Source organism: Pusillimonas sp. SM2304, assembly GCF_031628915.1.
In the GTDB taxonomy this organism is placed as follows: Bacteria; Pseudomonadota; Gammaproteobacteria; order Burkholderiales; family Burkholderiaceae_B; genus Pusillimonas_C.
On record NZ_JAVLUJ010000001.1, the window covers coordinates 1866554 to 1885095 of the forward strand.

General features: G+C 58.1%; 21 protein-coding genes and 1 pseudogene. 14 read left to right on the forward strand and 8 right to left on the reverse strand.

Features of this window, described 5'->3' with window-relative positions:
• Positions 1-10: 10 nt before the first annotated feature.
• Together RE432_RS08730 and RE432_RS08735 are read left to right on the forward strand one after the other, a co-directional pair.
• Positions 11-535 (forward strand): phosphatidylglycerophosphatase A, encoded by a 525-nt coding sequence (locus RE432_RS08730; RefSeq protein ID WP_310932938.1) that lies wholly within the window; start codon positions 11-13, stop codon positions 533-535.
• Positions 532-1038, forward strand: a complete 507-nt coding sequence (locus tag RE432_RS08735; protein ID WP_310932939.1) for a CinA family protein — start codon at positions 532-534, stop codon at positions 1036-1038. The genes RE432_RS08730 and RE432_RS08735 overlap by 4 nt, the downstream gene beginning before the upstream one ends.
• On the opposite strand, the gene pyrF is transcribed toward RE432_RS08735, so the two are convergent.
• From pyrF to RE432_RS08750, 3 genes are all read right to left on the reverse strand, one after another.
• The gene (gene pyrF, locus RE432_RS08740) at positions 1022-1837 is read right to left on the reverse strand and encodes an orotidine-5'-phosphate decarboxylase (RefSeq protein WP_310932940.1); all 816 of its coding nucleotides are present in this window, start codon (positions 1835-1837) and stop codon (positions 1022-1024) included. The genes RE432_RS08735 and pyrF overlap by 17 nt on opposite strands.
• Before the next feature lie 126 nt (positions 1838-1963).
• Positions 1964-2347 (reverse strand): diacylglycerol kinase, encoded by a 384-nt coding sequence (locus RE432_RS08745; RefSeq protein WP_310932941.1) that lies wholly within the window; start codon positions 2345-2347, stop codon positions 1964-1966.
• Between the two features lie 74 nt (positions 2348-2421).
• Positions 2422-3348 carry a LysR family transcriptional regulator gene (locus tag RE432_RS08750; RefSeq protein ID WP_310932942.1) on the reverse strand — a complete coding sequence of 309 codons (927 nt, stop codon included), beginning with the start codon at positions 3346-3348 and terminating at the stop codon, positions 2422-2424.
• Between the two features lie 162 nt (positions 3349-3510).
• On the opposite strand from RE432_RS08750, the gene RE432_RS08755 reads away from it, so the two are divergent.
• The 3 genes from RE432_RS08755 to RE432_RS08765 are packed head-to-tail and all read left to right on the forward strand — an operon-like array spanning position 3511 to position 6185.
• Positions 3511-4479 carry a tripartite tricarboxylate transporter substrate binding protein gene (locus RE432_RS08755; protein ID WP_310932943.1) on the forward strand — a complete coding sequence of 323 codons (969 nt, stop codon included), beginning with the start codon at positions 3511-3513 and terminating at the stop codon, positions 4477-4479.
• A 26-nt stretch (positions 4480-4505) separates the two neighbouring features.
• Positions 4506-4967, forward strand: a complete 462-nt coding sequence (locus tag RE432_RS08760; protein WP_310932944.1) for a MaoC family dehydratase — start codon at positions 4506-4508, stop codon at positions 4965-4967.
• A gap of 24 nt (positions 4968-4991) precedes the next feature.
• Positions 4992-6185, forward strand: coding sequence for a CoA transferase (locus tag RE432_RS08765; protein WP_310932946.1), 1194 nt, complete (start codon positions 4992-4994; stop codon positions 6183-6185).
• Between the two features lie 121 nt (positions 6186-6306).
• On the opposite strand, the gene groL is transcribed toward RE432_RS08765, so the two are convergent.
• A complete protein-coding gene (gene groL, locus RE432_RS08770; RefSeq protein ID WP_310932947.1) occupies positions 6307-7953 on the reverse strand; it encodes a chaperonin GroEL in 1647 nt (548 codons plus the stop codon).
• Positions 7954-7983: 30 nt separating this feature from the next.
• Complete coding sequence (locus tag RE432_RS08775; protein ID WP_013744695.1) at positions 7984-8271, reverse strand: co-chaperone GroES; 288 nt, start codon at positions 8269-8271, stop codon at positions 7984-7986.
• A gap of 287 nt (positions 8272-8558) precedes the next feature.
• Between RE432_RS08775 and RE432_RS08780 the strand changes: the two genes are divergently transcribed.
• The 6 genes from RE432_RS08780 to RE432_RS08805 all read left to right on the forward strand — a co-directional run bounded on the left by RE432_RS08780 (position 8559) and on the right by RE432_RS08805 (position 13395).
• Positions 8559-8825 (forward strand): type II toxin-antitoxin system RelB/DinJ family antitoxin, encoded by a 267-nt coding sequence (locus tag RE432_RS08780; RefSeq protein ID WP_310932949.1) that lies wholly within the window; start codon positions 8559-8561, stop codon positions 8823-8825.
• Positions 8812-9093 (forward strand): type II toxin-antitoxin system YafQ family toxin, encoded by a 282-nt coding sequence (locus RE432_RS08785; protein ID WP_310932950.1) that lies wholly within the window; start codon positions 8812-8814, stop codon positions 9091-9093. The genes RE432_RS08780 and RE432_RS08785 overlap by 14 nt, the downstream gene beginning before the upstream one ends.
• A complete protein-coding gene (locus RE432_RS08790; protein ID WP_310932951.1) occupies positions 9090-9335 on the forward strand; it encodes a PIN domain-containing protein in 246 nt (81 codons plus the stop codon). Before RE432_RS08785 ends, RE432_RS08790 begins: the two co-directional genes overlap by 4 nt.
• A gap of 156 nt (positions 9336-9491) precedes the next feature.
• Positions 9492-12728: an autotransporter outer membrane beta-barrel domain-containing protein gene (locus RE432_RS08795; protein ID WP_310932952.1), complete on the forward strand. Its 3237-nt coding sequence runs from the start codon at positions 9492-9494 to the stop codon at positions 12726-12728.
• A gap of 83 nt (positions 12729-12811) precedes the next feature.
• Complete coding sequence (locus RE432_RS08800; RefSeq protein ID WP_310932954.1) at positions 12812-13018, forward strand: type II toxin-antitoxin system VapB family antitoxin; 207 nt, start codon at positions 12812-12814, stop codon at positions 13016-13018.
• Positions 13015-13395, forward strand: a complete 381-nt coding sequence (locus tag RE432_RS08805) for a PIN domain-containing protein (RefSeq protein WP_310932955.1) — start codon at positions 13015-13017, stop codon at positions 13393-13395. Before RE432_RS08800 ends, RE432_RS08805 begins: the two co-directional genes overlap by 4 nt.
• Positions 13396-13455: 60 nt before the next feature.
• On the opposite strand, the gene RE432_RS08810 is transcribed toward RE432_RS08805, so the two are convergent.
• Both RE432_RS08810 and RE432_RS08815 read right to left on the reverse strand, forming a co-directional pair.
• Positions 13456-13854 (reverse strand): type II toxin-antitoxin system VapC family toxin, encoded by a 399-nt coding sequence (locus tag RE432_RS08810; protein ID WP_310932956.1) that lies wholly within the window; start codon positions 13852-13854, stop codon positions 13456-13458.
• Positions 13851-14108, reverse strand: a complete 258-nt coding sequence (locus RE432_RS08815) for an AbrB/MazE/SpoVT family DNA-binding domain-containing protein (RefSeq protein WP_310932957.1) — start codon at positions 14106-14108, stop codon at positions 13851-13853. The genes RE432_RS08810 and RE432_RS08815 overlap by 4 nt, the downstream gene beginning before the upstream one ends.
• Positions 14109-14240: 132 nt before the next feature.
• On the opposite strand from RE432_RS08815, the pseudogene RE432_RS19605 reads away from it, so the two are divergent.
• The 3 genes and pseudogenes from RE432_RS19605 to RE432_RS08825 form a co-directional block, all read left to right on the forward strand.
• Positions 14241-14333: pseudogene (locus RE432_RS19605) on the forward strand (class A beta-lactamase LEN-27); the annotation flags it as partial.
• Positions 14334-14470: 137 nt separating this feature from the next.
• Positions 14471-16990, forward strand: a complete 2520-nt coding sequence (locus RE432_RS08820) for a membrane-bound PQQ-dependent dehydrogenase, glucose/quinate/shikimate family (protein WP_310932958.1) — start codon at positions 14471-14473, stop codon at positions 16988-16990.
• Between the two features lie 132 nt (positions 16991-17122).
• A complete protein-coding gene (locus RE432_RS08825; protein ID WP_310932959.1) occupies positions 17123-17761 on the forward strand; it encodes a carbonic anhydrase in 639 nt (212 codons plus the stop codon).
• A gap of 34 nt (positions 17762-17795) precedes the next feature.
• Here RE432_RS08825 and RE432_RS08830 read toward each other — a convergent pair whose 3' ends face one another.
• Positions 17796-18536 carry a tetratricopeptide repeat protein gene (locus RE432_RS08830; protein WP_310932960.1) on the reverse strand — a complete coding sequence of 247 codons (741 nt, stop codon included), beginning with the start codon at positions 18534-18536 and terminating at the stop codon, positions 17796-17798.
• Positions 18537-18542: the final 6 nt, after the last annotated feature.

Consider the following 18542-nt stretch of genomic DNA (forward strand, 5'->3'; position numbering starts at 1 on the left):
ACGCTTCCGTATGCCGGCCATTGACCCCTCCGCCCAGTCTCCTTTGCCGCCCGAGCCAAGCGCCGCCTGGGTGTTCAGATCGTTTCCCAGGATGATTGCCTTTGGCTTTGGCAGCGGACTGATCCGGCCGGCGCCGGGTACCTGGGGTACCTTGCTGGGCTGGCTGCTGTGGGTAGCGGCGGTATCGCGGTTGCCCGACGTGGTCATTGCCGCAACCTTGGTAGCCGCCTTTGCGCTGGGCTGCTGGGCCTGCCAGCGGGTGGGCAAGGAAATGGGCCGGCCCGACCATGGCGGCATGGTCTGGGATGAAATCGTGGCCTTCTGGCTGGTCTTGTGGCTGACCCCGGACGGCTTTGGCGCGCAGTTGCTGGCGTTTGTGATTTTCCGTCTTTTCGATATTATTAAACCGCCGCCCATTCATTTCTTCGACAGCCATTTCAAGAACGGCTTCGGGGTCATGTGGGACGATATCGTGGCAGCGGCCTACAGCCTGCTGCTGATTGCCATTCTGGTCAGACTCGAGGTCTTGTCATGAGCGATGAGTTCGTCGCGGTATATGCGCCCAGGCTGGGACAACTGTTGATCGATCGCGGCTGGATGTTCGCCTGCGCCGAATCGTGCACGGGCGGGCTGCTGTCGGCCGCCATGACCGATACGCCGGGGTCCAGCCAATGGTTCGACCGGGGTTTCGTCACCTACAGCAACCAGGCCAAGGTAGAGCAACTGGGCGTCAATGCCGATACGCTGGAGCGCTTTGGCGCTGTCAGCGAAGAAACCGCCATGGAAATGGCGGCGGGCGTACTGGCTGCCGCCAGCCTGTCGCAGCTGGCCATATCCACCACCGGCATTGCCGGGCCCGATGGCGGCACGCCAGGCAAGCCCGTGGGCATGGTGTGTTTTGGTTTTGCGCAGCGCGCGGGGCAGGGCGTGGTCACGCGCGCCATGACCAAAGTGTTTGAAGGCGACCGCGCCCAGGTGCGCAGTGCCTCGGTGGCGTTCGCCTTGCGTACCGCCCTGGAGCTTATCGAACCGCGTTGATGGCGTCGCGCGTTGCGCGCGCGGCGTGGGCCGCCGCCTCGCGCCAGTCGTCTCCGCCGCTGGCATACAGAATGGCGCGCGATGAGTTGATCATCATGCCTGTTCCCTGGCTGTCGCGGCCTGCCTGCACCGTCGAGGGGATATCCCCCCCTTGCGCCCCGATGCCTGGAATCAGCAGGGGCATATCGCCCACGCGGGCGCGCACCTTGGCGATTTCTTCCGGAAAGGTCGCGCCCACCACCAGGGCGCATTGACCGGAAGTATTCCATTTTTCCGCCGCTTGCGAGGCAACATGCAAATACAGCGGCGTACCGTCCGTGGACTCAATGAACTGCAAGTCGGAGCCCCCCTTGTTGGACGTGCGGCACAAAATAATCACGCCCTTGCTTTTCCAGGCCAGATAAGGCTCCAGCGAATCGAAACCCATATAAGGATTGACGGTCACGGCGTCGGCTTGATAGCGCTCGAAGGCCTCGCGGGCGTACTGCTCGGCGGTCGATCCGATATCGCCCCGCTTGGCGTCCAGGACGATAGGCAGATCGGGGTGGTGTTCAAGAATGTAGTCGCACAGCGCTTCCAACTGATCTTCGGCGCGCTGGGCGGAAAAGTAGGCGATCTGCGGTTTGACGGCACAGGCGTATTGAGCCGTGACATCGATGATGGACCGGCAGAATTCGAAAATGGCATCGCTGCGGCCTTGCAGCTCGGCGGGGAAGCGATGCGGGTCCGGGTCCAGGCCTATGGTCAGCATGGAGTTGGAGGTGGCCCAGGCCCGTTCCAGTTTTTGCGTGAAAATCATGAGAGGCTTTCTTGGTATGGTGCGGATCGGAATGCAGCCTGTGGATTATAGGCGCAAGACTTCCAGGGCCGCCCCGCGGCCGCCGCAGCCTTCCACGGCGCTGCGGGGCGCTTTGCCGTGCAATGGCTAGGCGGCCAGGAAATGCGAAGCGATCACGCTTAGCCACACCAGGGTGCCAAACAGAATGGACAGCATGACGGCGGCGCTGCCCAGGTCTTTGGCGCGGCCGATCAAAGGGTGGTCTTCCAGGGTGATGGTGTCGGCCAATGCTTCCAGGCCGGAGTTCAGCAGCTCGACCACCAATACGAAAAACAGTGTGCCCAGCAGCATCACGATTTCGCCCAGGCTGCGGCCCAGCCAGATCGCCACGGGCGCCAGAACGGCCACCAGCAGCAGTTCTTGGCGAAAAGCAGCCTCGTGCCGAAATGCCGCGCCCAGGCCTTGGGCTGAATAGCGCAGGGCGTTGACCAGACGGCCCAAGCCGCCTTTGCTTTTATAGGGGGAATCCATAAACGAATGGTACTCGAGATGTGAAGGGGTAGGTAATGAAGCGCGATCTGCCCACGGAGTGTGCAAGCATAAGGTTACCGGAATTGTTCCAAGTGATTTGTCTGTTCCTGGTGCTCGCTGGAATAATCAAGCAGATGCCGGGTAAATGCTTTAGCGTAGTCAGGCAGGGTGGCCATCGACCGGGCCACGATCATCTGTTGCCGCATCGTCCAATGCTCATCCAGCCGGACCACATCGACCCGCTTTTCATCGACGGCGGGTTGGGCAATAGAGCGCGGTATCAGGGTGATGCCCACCCCTTGCTGCACACAGCGCAGCGCTGCGCCGAAGTTGGGCACATGCACGCGTACGTTCAGGTGGCAGCCCAAACTGTTCGCAATCTGCTGCAAGTAAAGAAAATTGCTGCTGTTCCGGCCGATGGACACCACGTCGTGCTGAAGCGCCATATCAAGGGTGACGCGTTTTTGCTTTGTCAGTGGATGGCCCGGCACAGTGATCAGGACGAGCTCTTCATGCCCGTAGACGATCGATTCCAGGCCGCGCAGATGCACGACGCTGGCCACCAGGCCAATGTCCGCGATGCCTTCTTGCACCGCCCTGACGGTTTCATCGCTCAAGTGTTCTTCCAGATCGATGTTCACATTCGGATAAGCCGCAAGGAAGCGGCTTAAGGGAATGGGAAGCTGGCTGAGCGTGCTGCTGTTGGCGAAGACGCGGATTTGCCCGACAGCCCCTGATGTATAGCGGCTCATTTCACCGTGCAGCCGGTCGATATTCGACAGGACGGTTTGGCAATAGCGATAAACCGTTTCGCCGGCCGAGGTCAGGGCCATGCCTTTGGGCGTGCGGTTGAACAATGACGCGCCCAGTGCCTGTTCCAGATTTTTTAATCTATAGCTGGCGGTTGGCGCCGTCATGTGCATGTCCAGCGCGCCATTCGTCAGGCTTTTTGCGTTGGCAATCGCCATGAACACGCGAAGATCGGTGAGTTCGTACCGCAATTCAGACCCCTTTCTGATAGTTGCCCGGGACCGGAAATTATATCTTCGGTTAGAAAAAATCTAATCCATGTGGCGTAAATTTCAACTGGACCCTGCGGAATGGCCGGCCCTATAGTGGGGTCAGGAGTTCAACTTTGATTCTTTAAAAGGACGATAAAAAAAATGAAATTTCGTGTCTGCTTGGCCATCGCTTCCTGCGGCATTTCCTTGCTCGCATCGGTTTCCGCACAGGCCGCTTATCCTGATAAACCCATCAAGCTGGTGGTGCCCTACGCGGCGGGCGGGCCTACCGACACATTTGCCCGGGCGCTCACCGATGTCTGGGGCAAAAAGCTTGGGACTACCATGATTGTGGAAAACAAAGCCGGCGCCGGCACCATGCTGGGAACCGAAGCAGTGGCCAAGTCGGCGCCCGACGGATACACCGTCCTGTTGGCGACGGTTGCGCATTCCGTCAATCCCAGTTTGCATGCCAGCCTGAGCTATGACCCCATCAAGGATTTTTCTTCCGTGGGCCTGGCTGCCCGCGCGCCGCTGGTACTGGTGGTCAACAACGATGTTCCCGTTCAATCCATCACCGACTTCTTCGATTACCTGAAGGGCAACCCCGGCCAAGTGAACTATGCGTCGGCGGGCATTGGCAGCGCGCCTCATTTGGGCGGCGCCTTGCTTAATTACACCGGCAAGTTCAATGCCATTCATGTGCCTTATCGCGGAAGCGCGCCCGCCATGGCCGATGTGATCGGGGGGCATGCCCAGTTCATGATTGACAGCGCGCCCACCGGCTTGGCGCAAGTGCATGCCGGTACGGTAAGGCTGCTTGCCACGACGATGAAGGATCGTTTGCCGCAAACGCCTGATGTTCCCGCTCTTGCCGAATACCTGCCCGGGTACGAAGCGTACACATGGAATGCAGCGCTTGTCCGTGAAGGCACTTCTGCTGAAGTCATTGAAAAGCTCAGGTCCAGTCTCGAGGCTGCGCTGCAAGACGAAGGGCTGAAGGAAAAGGCCAATACCATGGGTCTGGTGCTGGAAAAGCAGCCCAGCCCTGCCGATCTGGACACGTTTATCGATGCTGAAATCAATAAATGGCGCGATGTCGTCAAAGCCTCCGATATGTCCAGCAACTGAACATTTATCCGATTCAGGAGAACACCGTGATCTCACATCAACTTTGCGAACAGCGCTACTTTGAAGACTTCAAGCAGGGGGAACGCTTCAATATTCCTTCCCGGACCATGACGGATGCGCTATTCGCTGCTTTCCAGATGGCCAGCGGGGACAACCATCCCGTGCATTACGACGTGGAGTATTGCCGTGCGCACGGGATGCCCGACATGCTTGCGCACGGTTTCCAGGTGCTTATCCAGACCGCGGCGGGCGCCGGCCTGTTTCCCCATATGGTTGAAGAATCGCTGAAGGCTTTCATCGAGCAGAGCAGCCGTTTCCTGAAGCCTGTGTTTGTGGGGGATACCTTGTATGCCTCGCTGGAAGTCGTGGAGATGATTCCGGGGAACACCACAGGGGTGCTCGTCCTGCGTTCTGAAGTCAGGAATCAGCGTGAAGAGGTGGTCATGGACGGCCTGCAGAAATATCTTTTGCGCAAGCGGACACGTTAACTTATTGCCAGGAAGCCGTTATTTATGTTGCCTTTGGATGGAGTAAAGATTCTGGATCTCAGCAAGGTGCTGGCAGGCCCCTTGTGCGCCCAGTACCTGGGGGACCTGGGCGCGGATGTCATCAAGATCGAGCCGCCTGCCATGGGCGATGATGCGCGCGCGTGGACGCCCAAGCGGGGCGGCGAGTCCGCCAGCTTTATGGCGGTCAATCACAACAAAAGAAGCCTTGCCCTTGATCTCAAGAGCGAGCGCGGGAAGGCTGTTTTTTGCGGCCTGGCGCGTGATGCCGATGTGGTCATTCAGGGATTCGGTTCGGGTACGGCCAGGCGTTTGGGTGTCGATTACGAGACGCTGAAGGGCATTGCGCCGAATGTGATTTATTGCGAAATTTCCGGCTATGGCCGCGATGGCCCCCTGGGCGCGGAGCCGGGTTACGACGTCATGCTCCAGGCGTTCAGCGGCATGGTCAGCAGTATTGGCGCTTCCGACGGCGAATGCGCCCGGGTCAGTTTCTCGCCGGTGGACCTGGGCACGGGCCTGCATGCGGTATCGGGCATATTGGCGGCTTTGCTCCACAGAAAGAATACGGGCCAGGGGGCGTATGTCGAAGTGTCGCTGCTGGACACGGCAATGGGGTACATGGGCTATATGGCCCACAACTACTGGGCGTCGGGCGCGATCCCGGCGCGAATGGGCACGGCCCATCCGTCGTTGTGCCCCTATCAGGCTTTTGCAACCTCGGATGGCTCGCTGATGCTCGGGGTCGGCAACGATAGGCTATGGCAAAAATTTTGCCGCTGCGCCGGCCTAGAGGAATACGTGGCCGATCCGCGCTTTGCCACCAACGCCGACAGGGTGCGGAACTTTGCGCAAACCTGTGTCTTGGTGGAAGACCGCTTGCGCACCCGCGGCACTAAAGCATGGATTGATATCCTGCGGGCGGCGGGCGTGCCTGTTTCGCCTATACAAACCCTGGCCGAGGCCTTGGACCATGAGCAAGTCAGGGCGCGTAATATTGTTGTCAAGAGCCATCATAGGGCGCTTGGCGAAGTCGCGCACATCGCCTACCCGGTAACCTTCAACAAGCAGCCACGCGGCGTGAAGCGCGCCGCGCCTGTCCTGGGGCAGCATTCCCGCGAAGTGCTGTTACAGCAGGGATACCTGGATACCGAGATAGACGAACTGATCGCTCAGGGCGTGATCGAGCAATATATGTAAAGAGCGCCGGGATGCTTCCGGCGGCCTGATGGCAAAAAAAAGCCTCCGAACAATGATTCGGAGGCTTTTTTGCTGGCGTTGCCCGGGCGCGTGGCGCCCGGGACGGTGCGGCAGTGGTGGCTTAGAAGCCGCCCATGCCACCCATGCCGCCCATGCCACCCATGTCGGGCATGGCGGGAGCGGGCTTGTCTTCAGCGATTTCGGCCACAGCGGCTTCCGTCGTGAGCAACAGGCTGGCTACCGAGGCAGCGTTTTGCAGTGCGGTGCGGGTCACCTTGGTGGGGTCCAGCACGCCTTGCTCAACCAGGTCGCCGTATTCGCCGGTAGCGGCGTTGTAACCGTAGTTGCCCTTGCCATTGGCCACATTATTGACCACAACGCTGGGCTCGTCGCCTGCGTTGGCAACAATGGTGCGCAGCGGCGCTTCGACGGCGCGCAGGACCAGCTTGATGCCGGCTTCCTGATCGACGTTGTCGCCCTTGAGCTTGGCGATAGCGGCCTTGGCGCGGATCAGTGCAACACCGCCGCCAGGAACAATGCCTTCTTCGACGGCAGCGCGCGTGGCATGCAAGGCATCTTCAACGCGGGCTTTCTTTTCCTTCATTTCGACTTCGGTGGCTGCGCCAACGCGAATCACGGCAACGCCGCCTGCCAGTTTGGCAACGCGCTCTTGCAGTTTTTCACGGTCGTAGTCGGAAGTGGCTTCTTCGATCTGAACGCGAATCTGCTTGACGCGCGCTTCGATCGATTTGCCGTCGCCGGCGCCATCGATGATGATGGTGTTTTCTTTGGCCACTTCAATGCGCTTGGCCTGGCCCAGGTCTTCCAGCGTGGCTTTTTCAAGCGACATGCCGGTTTCTTCCGAGATTACGACGCCGCCGGTCAGGATGGCGATGTCTTCCAGCATGGCCTTGCGGCGATCGCCGAAGCCAGGGGCCTTGACAGCAGTCGTTTTCAGGATGCCGCGGATGTTGTTGACCACCAGCGTAGCCAGGGCTTCGCCTTCGACGTCTTCGGCAACGATCAGCAAAGGACGGCTGGACTTGGCCACTTGCTCGAGCACGGGCAACAGGTCGCGGATGTTGCTGATTTTCTTGTCGAAAATCAGGACATACGGATCTTCAAGCACGGAAACTTGCTTGTCGGGGTTGTTGATGAAGTAGGGCGACAGGTAGCCGCGGTCGAATTGCATGCCTTCGACGACGTCCAGTTCGTTGTCCAGCGACTTGCCGTCTTCAACGGTGATCACGCCTTCCTTGCCGACTTTGTCCATGGCGTTGGCGATGATTTCGCCGATAGACGAATCGCTGTTGGCCGAAATGGAGCCGACCTGGGCGATTTCCTTGCTGGTGGTGCAAGGCTTGGACAGGGACTTGAGTTCTTCGACGGCGACGCCAACGGCTTTGTCGATACCGCGCTTCAGATCCATCGGGTTGATGCCGGCGGCAACGTATTTCAGGCCTTCTTCAACGATGGACTGGGCCAGGACGGTTGCCGTCGTGGTGCCGTCGCCAGCGTTGTCGGAAGTCTTGGAAGCCACTTCCTTGACCAGTTGGGCGCCGATGTTTTCAAACTTGTCTTTCAGTTCGATTTCTTTGGCAACCGACACGCCGTCTTTAGTGACGGTGGGGGCGCCGAAAGAGCGGTCGAGCACCACGTTGCGGCCTTTGGGGCCCAGAGTGGTTTTTACAGCGTTGGCGAGCGTATTTACGCCACGAACGATACGTACGCGGGCATCATCGCCAAATAAAACTTGTTTAGCAGCCATTGTAAAATTCCTTGATTGACTCGGTTGCGATTAAAGAACCACGGCGAGGATTTCTTCCTCGCGGATGACGAGCACTTCCTCGCCATCAACCTTGACCGTTTGGCCGGCATATTTGCCGAACAGAACCTTGTCGCCTACTTTCAGGTCAACAGGCTGAACTTTGCCGTCGTCAGACCGTTTGCCGGGACCGACAGCAATGACTTCACCCTGATCGGGCTTTTCAGTCGCGCTTTCAGGGATGACGATACCCGAGGCGGTAGTGCGCTCGTTGTCCAGACGCTTGATGATCACGCGATCATGCAAAGGACGCAGTGCCATGGAGGAACTCCTGTTCAATAAATGATTAACAATAAAGGCAGAGGGGCGATGTTAGCACTCCGCCCCTTCGAGTGCTAATTATAAGGACGATGTGCGGATCTTCAAGAGGGGGCTGCGTGTTTGTTACAAATACGCCATGTGTCGATTTTCTGTCGATTGTCATTGAGTTTGGCAATTACGTCATTCAGCTTAGCAATCGACCCGATGCGGGGTTTTGCAAAACGCTTGTTGTGTAGTCTCGTTGTGACTACAATAAAGGCGCTGAAACAGATTTATTTGGAGCCCCTATGAGCACCGCAGATACTTATGTACGCGCTCGGATCGATAGCGATACCAAGAAACGTGCCGCCGCTGCGCTTGAGGCCATGGGCCTCTCCATTTCGGATGCCATCCGGCTACTGATGCTGCGCGTGGCTGATGAACGTCGTTTGCCCTTTGAGGTGAAGGTGCCTAACAAGACTACAAGCAAGGCCATTGCTGAGCTTGAAGCCGGTAAAGGTAAGCGGTTTGGCAGCGTTGACGAGCTGATGGCAGACCTGCATGAGGTTGATTGATCGCGCTTCGTCATTTAAGCGAGATTACAAACGCGAAGCTAAAGGTCGTCACAGGAACACGCTCGATAGTGATTTACGCCCTGTTCTAGTAGCGTTAGCAACCGACCAGCCCCTTGATGCCAAATACCGTGACCATGACCTGATCGGTGATTGGGCAGGCTACCGTGAATGCCACATTAAGCCCGATCTGCTGCTGATCTATCGCAAGTCCGATGCTGACACACTCAGGTTGGCGCGACTTGGCTCACACAGCGAACTTTTCGGTTGAATTTACCCATTGAAGGCTTCGCGGCTCGCCTGGAAGTGCTCAAGTATGACCCCGAAGCCGCGGCCCACACAGGGCAGATTCGCGCTGAGCTTGTCCGCGAGGGTAAGCAGATTGGCCCCTATGATCAGATGATCGCAGGCCATGCCCGCTCTCAGGGGCTGATTGTTGTGACCAACAACCGCCGCGCGTTCGAGCGCGTACCCGGCTTAAGAATTGAAGATTGGGTCGCCAACATGGCATAACAAATATTAGTCCTCCCCATTTTGAACAACGAATACTGTTAAGTTTCATTAAGTTGCTGCAAGTTTTTTTCAAAAATTCATCGTGATGACTTAGGATGAACGTCATTGCAGCGAAATAATTCAACTTAAAACCGAATGTTGTGCAAGGGAGAGCCAATGACAAATAATGATATCTGTGGTCATAAGGTTTCAAGGTCATTTGGTTTTATGGCCGCTCGTGTCGCAGGTATTGCTTTCGCACCTGTGTTGCTTCCGGCATCGTGGACGGGCGCGGTCGATTCAGCCTGGGCAGCGTGTGCCGGGCAATTCGACGGCAGTTATCTTTGCTCAGGCGCCTCTAGTGGCGAAGTGCTAACAGGTTCAACGGGTCCCTTGGTTATCATCGCCGACAGCACACTAAACATAAACAGCAGCGGCGACGGCTTTGATATAACAGGCTCCGGCAGCAGTCTGGTCTTCTCGCAAGACAGCGGAAGCGCCATCATAGGCGCAACGGGCATCAACTCAAAAAAATATGGCGCTGGCTCGAACAGGCTTACCGTTGCCGGCGACGTAACGGGCACTGGGGATTTTGCCATTATGGCGTATAACGATGCCGCCGCCACCGATGTGATCATAGAGCAGACCGCAGGAACGATCACCGGCGTTTCGCATGGTATACGCGTAGACAATTACGGAACCGGGCGCACCTCCATTATGACCGCTGGCACTGTGGTTCAGACCGCAGGCGACGAAGCCGCTGCATATTGGGATACCTATGGCGTTTATGCCTACAACGCGTCGTCGGCGACCGATATTACGCTGACCCAAACAAGCGGGATGGTCTCCGGCCACTACTACGGCATCTACGGAAACAATCAAGGCACCGGATCCGTAACCATCAGTAGTGCAGGCGATGTGACCACGACAGGCCAAGGGGCAGGCCTTGCTGGCTTCAATAGCAGCAATGGAAAAGATGTCCGCATAAGCCAGGCAGCCGGGACTATCACTGCCAATGGGTCTGGAATATACGGAAGCAACAGCGGCAGCGGATCCACCCATGTCACAACCGCCGGGACCATCAACGCCACGGGTTCCGGTGTTTCTGTGAGCAACGGCAGCAACACCTCCGGCCTCTCCGTGATGCAGTCCGCTGGATCCATTACCGGCGGAACTTACGGCATTCTCGCATCGAACAGCGGAATGGGCGTAACCAGCGTCGCCCTTAACGGCGCAGTACGCGGCGGCTCCGGAGCAGGCATATTAACCGCCGCTGCGGGCGCAACTGCCATTGACATTGCCTCGCCGGCAACCTTGAGCGCCTCGTCAGGCCTTGCGATACAGCATCTCGGCGCCGGGAGCGTCGTGGTGACAAGCGCGGGGCAAGTCACGGGCGATGCGCATCTTGGTCCCAACGACGACACCTTCAACTTGGTGGGCGGGGCGTACGCCGGCGATATCTTTGGTGATGATCCAGGCAATGCACAAAGCAGTGACGGCCTGGCCAATAACGAAGGCAATGACACCTTCAACTGGAGCGGCGGCACATTCGGCAGCGGTTTCTACGGCCTGGATGGCTCCGACACTGCCACCATCAGCGCGCTTGCCTATGACGGCAGCCAGGTCTTGGACGGCGGCGATGACACATCTGTCGCCGACGGCATGGTCGACACGCTTAATCTGCGTGGCGTCAATGCGGGTACTCACGGCAGCCACCTGGTCAATTGGGAAGTCGTCAATCTTGATGGCGGCACACTGTCCATCAATGACGGTGCCTGGAAAGTCGGTATGGCCAACGAAGACAATACCGGCGTCTTTCTGAGCAACGGCGCCACGCTCGATGGCATGGCCGCGCTTGCCTTGGACGGCAGGCTCAATATTGACACCACTTCTTCCTTTGCCACGCGAGGCGGTGGGACGGGCATCTATTCTGTCAGCGGTGACGTGAGCAATGCCGGCCTGATCAACATGCAAGATGCCGCGGCGGGCGATGCGATGACGATCGCCGGTCATTACGTCGGTACGAATGGCAGCTTGCAGATCGATACCGTTCTGGGCGACGACAATTCCAGAACCGATACACTACTTGTTGGCGGCGATACAGTCGGCACGACACGCTTGCTCGTCAATAATGTCAACGGCACCGGCGCGCCCACCGCCGAAGGTATTCGGGTCATTGGGGTCGGTGGCCAGTCGGACGGTGTTTTTTCACTCATTGGCGACTATGCAGTCAACAACAAGCCCGCTATTGTTGCGGGCGCTTATGCTTATCAACTTCATCAAGGGGGCGTATCGACGCCCGACGATGGCGACTGGTACCTGCGTTCGCAGCTGAGCCCCCAAGAGACGGGAGAACCGGCCAACCCGAAGCGCCCGGCAGCACCACTTTATCAGGCAGGCGTTCCCTCGTATGAGGCCTACCCGCAAGCGCTGCTCGCTTTGAACAGCGTACCCACTTTGCAGCAGCGTGTCGGCAATCGCTCTTGGACCGGCGCAGGCAATTCGCTTGGCCGGGGCGCCGATCTGGCCGATAAACCGGACACCTCGGCCGACACCGCTGGCGTGGCGATCGAAGGCAACGGCGTATGGGGCCGCTTGGAAGGCGCCCACACCCACATCAAGCCGCATTCCACCACCTCGGACACCCGCTACGACCAAGATATTTTCAGGCTTCAGATCGGCGTGGACCGCGTATTGGACGAGTCCAAGGACGGCAAACTGATAGGCGGGTTGGCCGTTCACTATACCCACGGTAAAAGCAACACCAAGTCCGCGCATGGCGACGGAGAGATCAGCACCGATGGCTACGGCGTCGGAGGCACCCTGACCTGGTACAGCAAAAGCGGCTTTTATCTTGACGGCCAAGCGCGCATGACGTGGTACGACAGCGACCTGGACTCCAGGCTTGCCCGCAGAAGCCTCACCCAAGGCAATGACGGCTTCGGCTACGCCACATCCATCGAAGGCGGCAAACGCATCGTCTTGGACTCTGCCTGGTCCGTTACCCCACAGGCCCAAGTGGTTTACTCCAACGTCGATTTCGACACGTTCACCGATACATTCGGCGCGCGCGTCAGCAACGGCCATGGAGAAAGCTTACAGGGGCGCCTGGGCGTAACGCTTGACCACGAAAGTTCGCGATTCAATGCTCGCGGTACACCTATCCGTACCCATGTGTATGGGTTGGCCAACCTGCACTACGAATTCCTGGGCGCGACAAAAGTCAACGTGGCCGACAAGCGCTTCGCCAGCCGCAACGACCCCTTATGGGCCAGCCTGGGCATAGGCGGCTCTTACAACTGGGATGACGACAAGTACTCGATCTATGGCGAAGGCCTGGTCAACACCAGCCTGAACCGGTTTGCAGACAGCTACTCCATTGCCGGACGGGTGGGCTTTCGGATGAGGTGGTAGGAAGAACACAAGGAAACCCAGGTGCAAGCACAGTTTTGATGTAACATGATGCGCATATTGATGCAGGATGAGTAGAGGCAAGCATGCGAACCACAGTAACGATTGACGATGCGTTGTTTGAAAGAGCGCTGCAAGTCGCCGACCCGGGTATTGAAAAAGCCGATCTTATTCGTGAAGCCGTCAAGACGTACGTGCGTGTTCAGTCTGCCAAACGGCTTGCGGCGCTCGGGGGGGAGGCGCCGCAGATGCCTGATATACCGCGCCGCCGGCAGGAGCCCCCCGAAGCATGAATGGTGTATTGATTGATACGTCGGTATGGGTCGATCACTTCCGGCGCAAGAATCAGGGATTGGTCTATTTGCTGGAGCGCGATCGTGTCATGGTGCACCCCATGGTCCTTGGTGAACTGGCCTGTGGAACCCCACCCGATCGGGCACGTATTCTGGTCGACCTCGATAGCCTACGGCACTCTCAGCAAGCAACCCTGAAAGAAACCTTGGACTTCGTTGAATCCGAAAAGCTTTACGGTTTAGGCTGCGGGCTGGTTGATATGCTGCTCTTGGCTTCGGCCATGATGACGCCGCAAACAGAGCTCTGGACATTGGATAAGCGGCTTTCAGCCTTGGCAGAACGCTTTGGGGTGATACACCGGTCAGGGACTCACTGAGTTTGGCAATTACGCCATTCAGTTTGCAACTCGACAATGACAATCGACAGCAATTACATCCTAGGTTAAGAGCCGTGTCGCATTTCCGCGTTTTTTCAGCAAGGAAATGGCTTTCTTGTTGAACGAGATAAAAATCGACCCGCCAAGTGCCATCCCTTCAAAAGCAATAACACCATCGGCAAAATCGCCACCCGCCCTTAGCAGGTCCAGGCCTGCATCCACTGCGCCACGGTTCACTTCGACGTTTTCGCTGTCAAGTAAAGCCTCCAGGGCGTCAGCAATATCTGAAGCGGCTATTTTGTAGCCCTGCGACAATACCCAAACGACTTCACACAAAGCAGGCAGGGCGATAGCGACCACGGACGCGCTGTTGAGGGCTTTGCTCGCCGCTGCTGCTTGCTTGCGATCATCGTTAAGCAGAAAGCGTAAAAGCACGTTTGTATCGGCTGTGATCTTCATTTCTTGCCGGCCCATGCATCCTGGGTCAGCGCGTCAATCTCTTCAATAGACAGCGTGATATTTTTTGTGTTCTTATCTGCCAGAATGCCGAAGGCGTTGCGGATCTTACCGCCTGATTTGGCCGCCTTTATCGATATTCTGCCATCGGGCAGTTTGTCGATTTCAAGTTTGTCGCCGGGCATGACACCTAGATGCTTTAGCAATTCCCGCTTGAAGGTAACTTGGCCTTTTGCCGTGACAGTCAACGTTAGCATTTTTTCAGAAACCTCCTATTCAATACATCTTGTATGTAAGGCATATTTACCTTACATACAAGAACGAAATAGCTGTTATGCAGCCCGGAATAGATTAACGCCGAGGGGGCGATCGCCTCTCAGCGCACGCCCATCTACTTGACGGAAACCGACGCATCCATGGATGAGCGCAATGCCGCCATCGCTTCCATTGGGCAGGCTATTGCCGCGTCTTTGAGGCAATGATGCTTTTTATTTTTGGCGCCTGGCGATGGGTGCATGGATGAATGCCCCGGTTCGTATAATGGTCCCAAACGCAGTAATGCTCGTCCTTGCAGGATGCGCATATTTGGCGACTTGATCGCCGACAATCAGGAGTCGTTATGTCCTTGGGCAACCACGCTGGAAATCAAGGCCGCTGGCCTACTACTTTATTTGGCATTATTTTGGCCGTTATCGGCCTGGTTCTTGCGCTGGGCGGTATCCGGCTGGTTGCGCTGGACGGTTCCTGGTATTACCTGGCCGCGGGCATCGCGATGGTCCTTTCCGGCGTGCTCTATGCCCGGCGGCATGTTCTTGGCGCCTGGCTGTATGCGGCGGTCTTTGCCGCCACGGTTGTCTGGGCATACGCTGAAATCGGCACGACCTTCTGGGGCTGGGTGCCGCGCATGGCGCCGATCCTTGTCCTGGGCCTGGTCGCCGCATTGCTGGTTCCCCGCTTGACGGGAAGGCCTTGCCGCGTCGCCTATGCCGCGGCGGCGGCACAGCTGGCCGTATTGGTGGCCGGAGGGGTCTCGATGTTCACGCCGCACGGGGTCATTTCGAATACCGTGGAGCTGGCCAGCGCTCCGCCGGTTGTCACCGACCCGAGCGATCCAGACAATAGCTGGAAGTACTATGGCAAATCGGCGGCTGGCACACGCTATGCGCCCTACCAGCAAATCAACCGCGATAATGTGAATGAGCTTGAAGTCGCCTGGACGTTCCAGACGGGTGAGCAGGCGATAGAAGGTTCTGAAGACCAGAATACGCCCATCCAGGTCGGGGATACGCTTTATTTGTGCACGCCGCGGAACAAGGTCTTTGCCTTGGATGCCGAAACGGGCGAGCAACGCTGGATGTTCGACCCGAAGGTCGAAAGCAACAAGATGTGGAATCGCTGCCGTGGGGTCGCCTATTATGAGCCGGCGCCCGATGAACCGGCGCCCGCATCCAGCGTATTGGACGCCGGCGCGAACGAACCTGCTGCCCCTGCGGCGCCGTCCGACATGTGCTCGACGCGTATCATCACCACGACAATGAAAGCGCAGCTTTTATCCCTGGATGCAAAAACCGGCGAGCTGTGCGAATCCTTCGGTCAGCACGGTGCCGTCGACCTGACGGTAGGGATGGGTGAGCTGAAAGCCTGGTATTACATGCCCACCTCGCAACCCACCGTGGCGGGCGGGCTGATTGTCGTGGGCGGCTGGGTATGGGATGGCCGTGAAACAGGCGAGCCTTCGGGTGTCGTGCGGGCATTTGATGCCGATACGGGCGAGCTGGCCTGGGCCTGGGATCTGGGCAACCCTGACATTACCAAATTGCCGCCTGAGGGCGAAACTTATACACGAGGCACGCCCAATTTCTGGAGCACGCCGGCGGTCGACGAAAAGCTGGGCATGATCTATTTGCCCATTGGCAACGGCACGCCCGACTTCTGGGCCGGGCATCGTTCAGATGCGACGAATGAATACTCGACGTCCGTCGTGGCGCTTGATCTTGCAAGCGGACGGGAAGTCTGGCATCGGCAGACGGTGTATCTGGATACCTGGGACTATGACAACGGGACGCCGCCCGCCTTGTACGACCTGCCCAACGAGGGCGGCGGTGTGACGCCGGCCTTGATTCTTGCCACCAAGACCGCCCAGATCTTCATGCTTGACCGCCGTACGGGCGAACCCATTGCCGAGATCGAAGAAAAGCCCGTTCCGCAATCCTTTATGGAAGGCGACAAGATTGCAAAGACCCAGCCATTTTCGGTAGGGATGCCTTCTATCGGCACGGATGTCCTGACCGAGGAAAGCATGTGGGGCGCCACGTTCTTCGATCAGTTGTATTGCCGCATCCAGTTCCGTGAAGCGCGCTATGACGGTCCGTTTACCAAGGTGACCGGTGAGCGCACGCTGATTTACCCCGGGTTCTACGGCGGTATGAACTGGGGTGGCGTCTCGGTCGACGAAACCAATGGCTTGCTGATCGTCAATGACATTCGCCAAGCCCAGGTCGTCTGGCTGGTTCCCCAGGAAGACGCCGAGGCGCGTCGTGGGGAATTGGGTAAAGGCTTCAGCGTACATGTCCAGAAGGGCACGCCTTATCAGGCTTTCAAGGGGCCTTTCAATTCCTTTCTGGATGTTCCGTGCCAGCCGCCAAGCTGGGGCACACTGACCGGTATCGACCTGAAAACCCGCAAAATCGTCTGGCAACGTCCCTTGGGTACGGTCGAAGATGTCGTCATGCATGGCTTCAAAGTGCGCGCGCCGGTGCCGCTGGGCATGCCGACCTTGTCAGGGGCCGTGAGCACCGCAGGTGGCTTGGTCTTCTTCTCGGGTACGCAGGATTACTATCTGCGCGCCTTTGACATCGCCAATGGCGAAGAAATCTGGAAGGGCCGTTTGCCTGTCGGCGCGCAGGCGACTCCCATGACCTATCTTTCGCCAGCGAGCGGCCGCCAGTTCGTCGTCACCACCGCAGGGGGCGCGCGTCAGTCGCCCGACCGTGGCGATTATGTTGTGGCGTACGCTTTGCCCAAGGGCGGCGCGCCGGCATCGCTGCCTGAAGACACCGCCGAGCAGGAAACAGGCGCCAGCGGCGGCGATACCCCCGCTGAGCGTACTGAGCCCGCTGCGCCGGAGCGGCGTTATTGAAGGCGGCCGGAAAATGGCGATTGCCCTGGCGTCCGCGCCGGGCAGCGCCTAGTTAAATAATAAATAAGGAATTTTTCTGTGCCGCGGTCATGGACGTAAAATGACAAGAATTCCACTCATCAAGGCGCAATCATGTTTCCTCAACGGCTCACCGACGGTTATAAAGCATTTCTTGACGGACGCTTGACGCGCGAGCGAGAGCGCTACGAAGAATTAGCCGAAAAAGGTCAGCATCCGGAAATCATGATTATTGGCTGTGGTGACTCCAGGGTCGCGCCCGAAACCATTTTCGATGCCGGTCCGGGCGAGATGTTCGTGATCCGCAACATTGCCAATTTGGTTCCTCCTTGCGAGTCCGATACGGAAGAGTCCTTCCATGGAACCAGCGCGGCCATTGAATTCGGGGTCAACGCCCTTGAGGTCAAGCATATCGTGGTGCTGGGCCATGCAAGCTGTGGAGGCGTCAAGGCCTTCGCCGATCAAGCGCCGCCGCTGACCAAGCGCGACTTTATCGGGAAATGGATGTCGCAGATTGCCCCGGTGGCCGAGCGGCTGGGGGCTCCTGGCGATGACCGTCAAGGCTGGATCAGGCGGCTGGAGTGGGCGGTGGTCGAGCACAGCATGGCCAATCTGCTGACTTTTCCGGCCGTTCAGCAACGCGTGCAAGATGGGCGGTTAACGGTGCATGGGGCTTATTTCGGCGTGGCAACAGGCCTGTTGTTCCTGCGCAATTCGGCCACCGGGCAATTTGAACCCTATTGCGAAAACTAAGACGGTATGCCGGCCTGCCTGTTGCTTCGGAACGTCAAGGCTGAAACAGGTGGCTTGCGCTGAGCGCCTGAAATGCATGGTGCCTGCTGTCCGCCAGAAACAGGCGTGTTTTCTGCATAAAGGCGGCGGTTGCCGTTTCGGGCACCCGCCGCATCCAGTCCACCGCTTCCCGCATGCGGTTTTGCTCGGCCAGCAGCCGGCTATAGTTGAACTGGCCACGAAAATCGCCGCCTTCCGCAGCGTTGCGATAGCATTCCATGGCCTTATCCAAGTCGGCGTCCACTTCCCAGCCATCTTCATGAAAGCCGCCCAGCAAATTCCAGGATTTTGCATGGCCCAGCGCAGTCGCGCGCAGTAACCAGCGCAGGGCCTGGCCGCGGTCGTGGGGCAGGCCACGGCCCAGCGCCAGGGATGTGGCGTAGTTATACATACCCCAGTCCAGGCCGCGTTCAGCCGCCAGCTTGAACCAGTAATTGGCCATGATCAAGTCGTGCGGCACGCCCCAGCCGTTTTCGTAGCAACGGCCAGTCATGTTCATGGCCATCACATGATCGGCATTTGCGGCCAGCCTGAACCATTGGAAAGCTTGTCCGGCGTCCCGCTTTACGCCCCGTCCGTCAAGCAGCATCTGCCCATAATGAACCTGGGCCTCCAGGACGCCATGTTCGGCGGCGGTCGCCATCCATCGGGCAGCTTCGTCGGCGGGGCCATGCAGCACTTGGCGAAACTGCTCGGGTGTTGTGGCATTGAAGGTCCGTATGGGGATTTCGTTCATGTCGGA

What these genes read in the sequence shown, in the direction of transcription:
- RE432_RS08730 (WP_310932938.1), top strand. Translation starts at nt 11, where the DNA reads ATGCCGGCCATTGACCCCTCCGCCCAGTCTCCTTTGCCGCCCGAGCCA.
- RE432_RS08810 (WP_310932956.1), bottom strand. Translation starts at nt 13,854, where the DNA reads ATGAAGATCACAGCCGATACAAACGTGCTTTTACGCTTTCTGCTTAAC.
- RE432_RS08800 (WP_310932954.1), top strand. Translation starts at nt 12,812, where the DNA reads ATGCGAACCACAGTAACGATTGACGATGCGTTGTTTGAAAGAGCGCTG.
- RE432_RS08775 (WP_013744695.1), bottom strand. Translation starts at nt 8,271, where the DNA reads ATGGCACTGCGTCCTTTGCATGATCGCGTGATCATCAAGCGTCTGGAC.
- RE432_RS08815 (WP_310932957.1), bottom strand. Translation starts at nt 14,108, where the DNA reads ATGCTAACGTTGACTGTCACGGCAAAAGGCCAAGTTACCTTCAAGCGG.
- RE432_RS08795 (WP_310932952.1), top strand. Translation starts at nt 9,492, where the DNA reads ATGACAAATAATGATATCTGTGGTCATAAGGTTTCAAGGTCATTTGGT.
- RE432_RS08820 (WP_310932958.1), top strand. Translation starts at nt 14,471, where the DNA reads ATGTCCTTGGGCAACCACGCTGGAAATCAAGGCCGCTGGCCTACTACT.
- RE432_RS08765 (WP_310932946.1), top strand. Translation starts at nt 4,992, where the DNA reads ATGTTGCCTTTGGATGGAGTAAAGATTCTGGATCTCAGCAAGGTGCTG.
- RE432_RS08735 (WP_310932939.1), top strand. Translation starts at nt 532, where the DNA reads ATGAGCGATGAGTTCGTCGCGGTATATGCGCCCAGGCTGGGACAACTG.
- RE432_RS08785 (WP_310932950.1), top strand. Translation starts at nt 8,812, where the DNA reads ATGAGGTTGATTGATCGCGCTTCGTCATTTAAGCGAGATTACAAACGC.
- RE432_RS08825 (WP_310932959.1), top strand. Translation starts at nt 17,123, where the DNA reads ATGTTTCCTCAACGGCTCACCGACGGTTATAAAGCATTTCTTGACGGA.
- RE432_RS08830 (WP_310932960.1), bottom strand. Translation starts at nt 18,536, where the DNA reads ATGAACGAAATCCCCATACGGACCTTCAATGCCACAACACCCGAGCAG.
- RE432_RS08780 (WP_310932949.1), top strand. Translation starts at nt 8,559, where the DNA reads ATGAGCACCGCAGATACTTATGTACGCGCTCGGATCGATAGCGATACC.
- RE432_RS08745 (WP_310932941.1), bottom strand. Translation starts at nt 2,347, where the DNA reads ATGGATTCCCCCTATAAAAGCAAAGGCGGCTTGGGCCGTCTGGTCAAC.
- groL (WP_310932947.1), bottom strand. Translation starts at nt 7,953, where the DNA reads ATGGCTGCTAAACAAGTTTTATTTGGCGATGATGCCCGCGTACGTATC.
- RE432_RS08755 (WP_310932943.1), top strand. Translation starts at nt 3,511, where the DNA reads ATGAAATTTCGTGTCTGCTTGGCCATCGCTTCCTGCGGCATTTCCTTG.
- pyrF (WP_310932940.1), bottom strand. Translation starts at nt 1,837, where the DNA reads ATGATTTTCACGCAAAAACTGGAACGGGCCTGGGCCACCTCCAACTCC.
- RE432_RS08805 (WP_310932955.1), top strand. Translation starts at nt 13,015, where the DNA reads ATGAATGGTGTATTGATTGATACGTCGGTATGGGTCGATCACTTCCGG.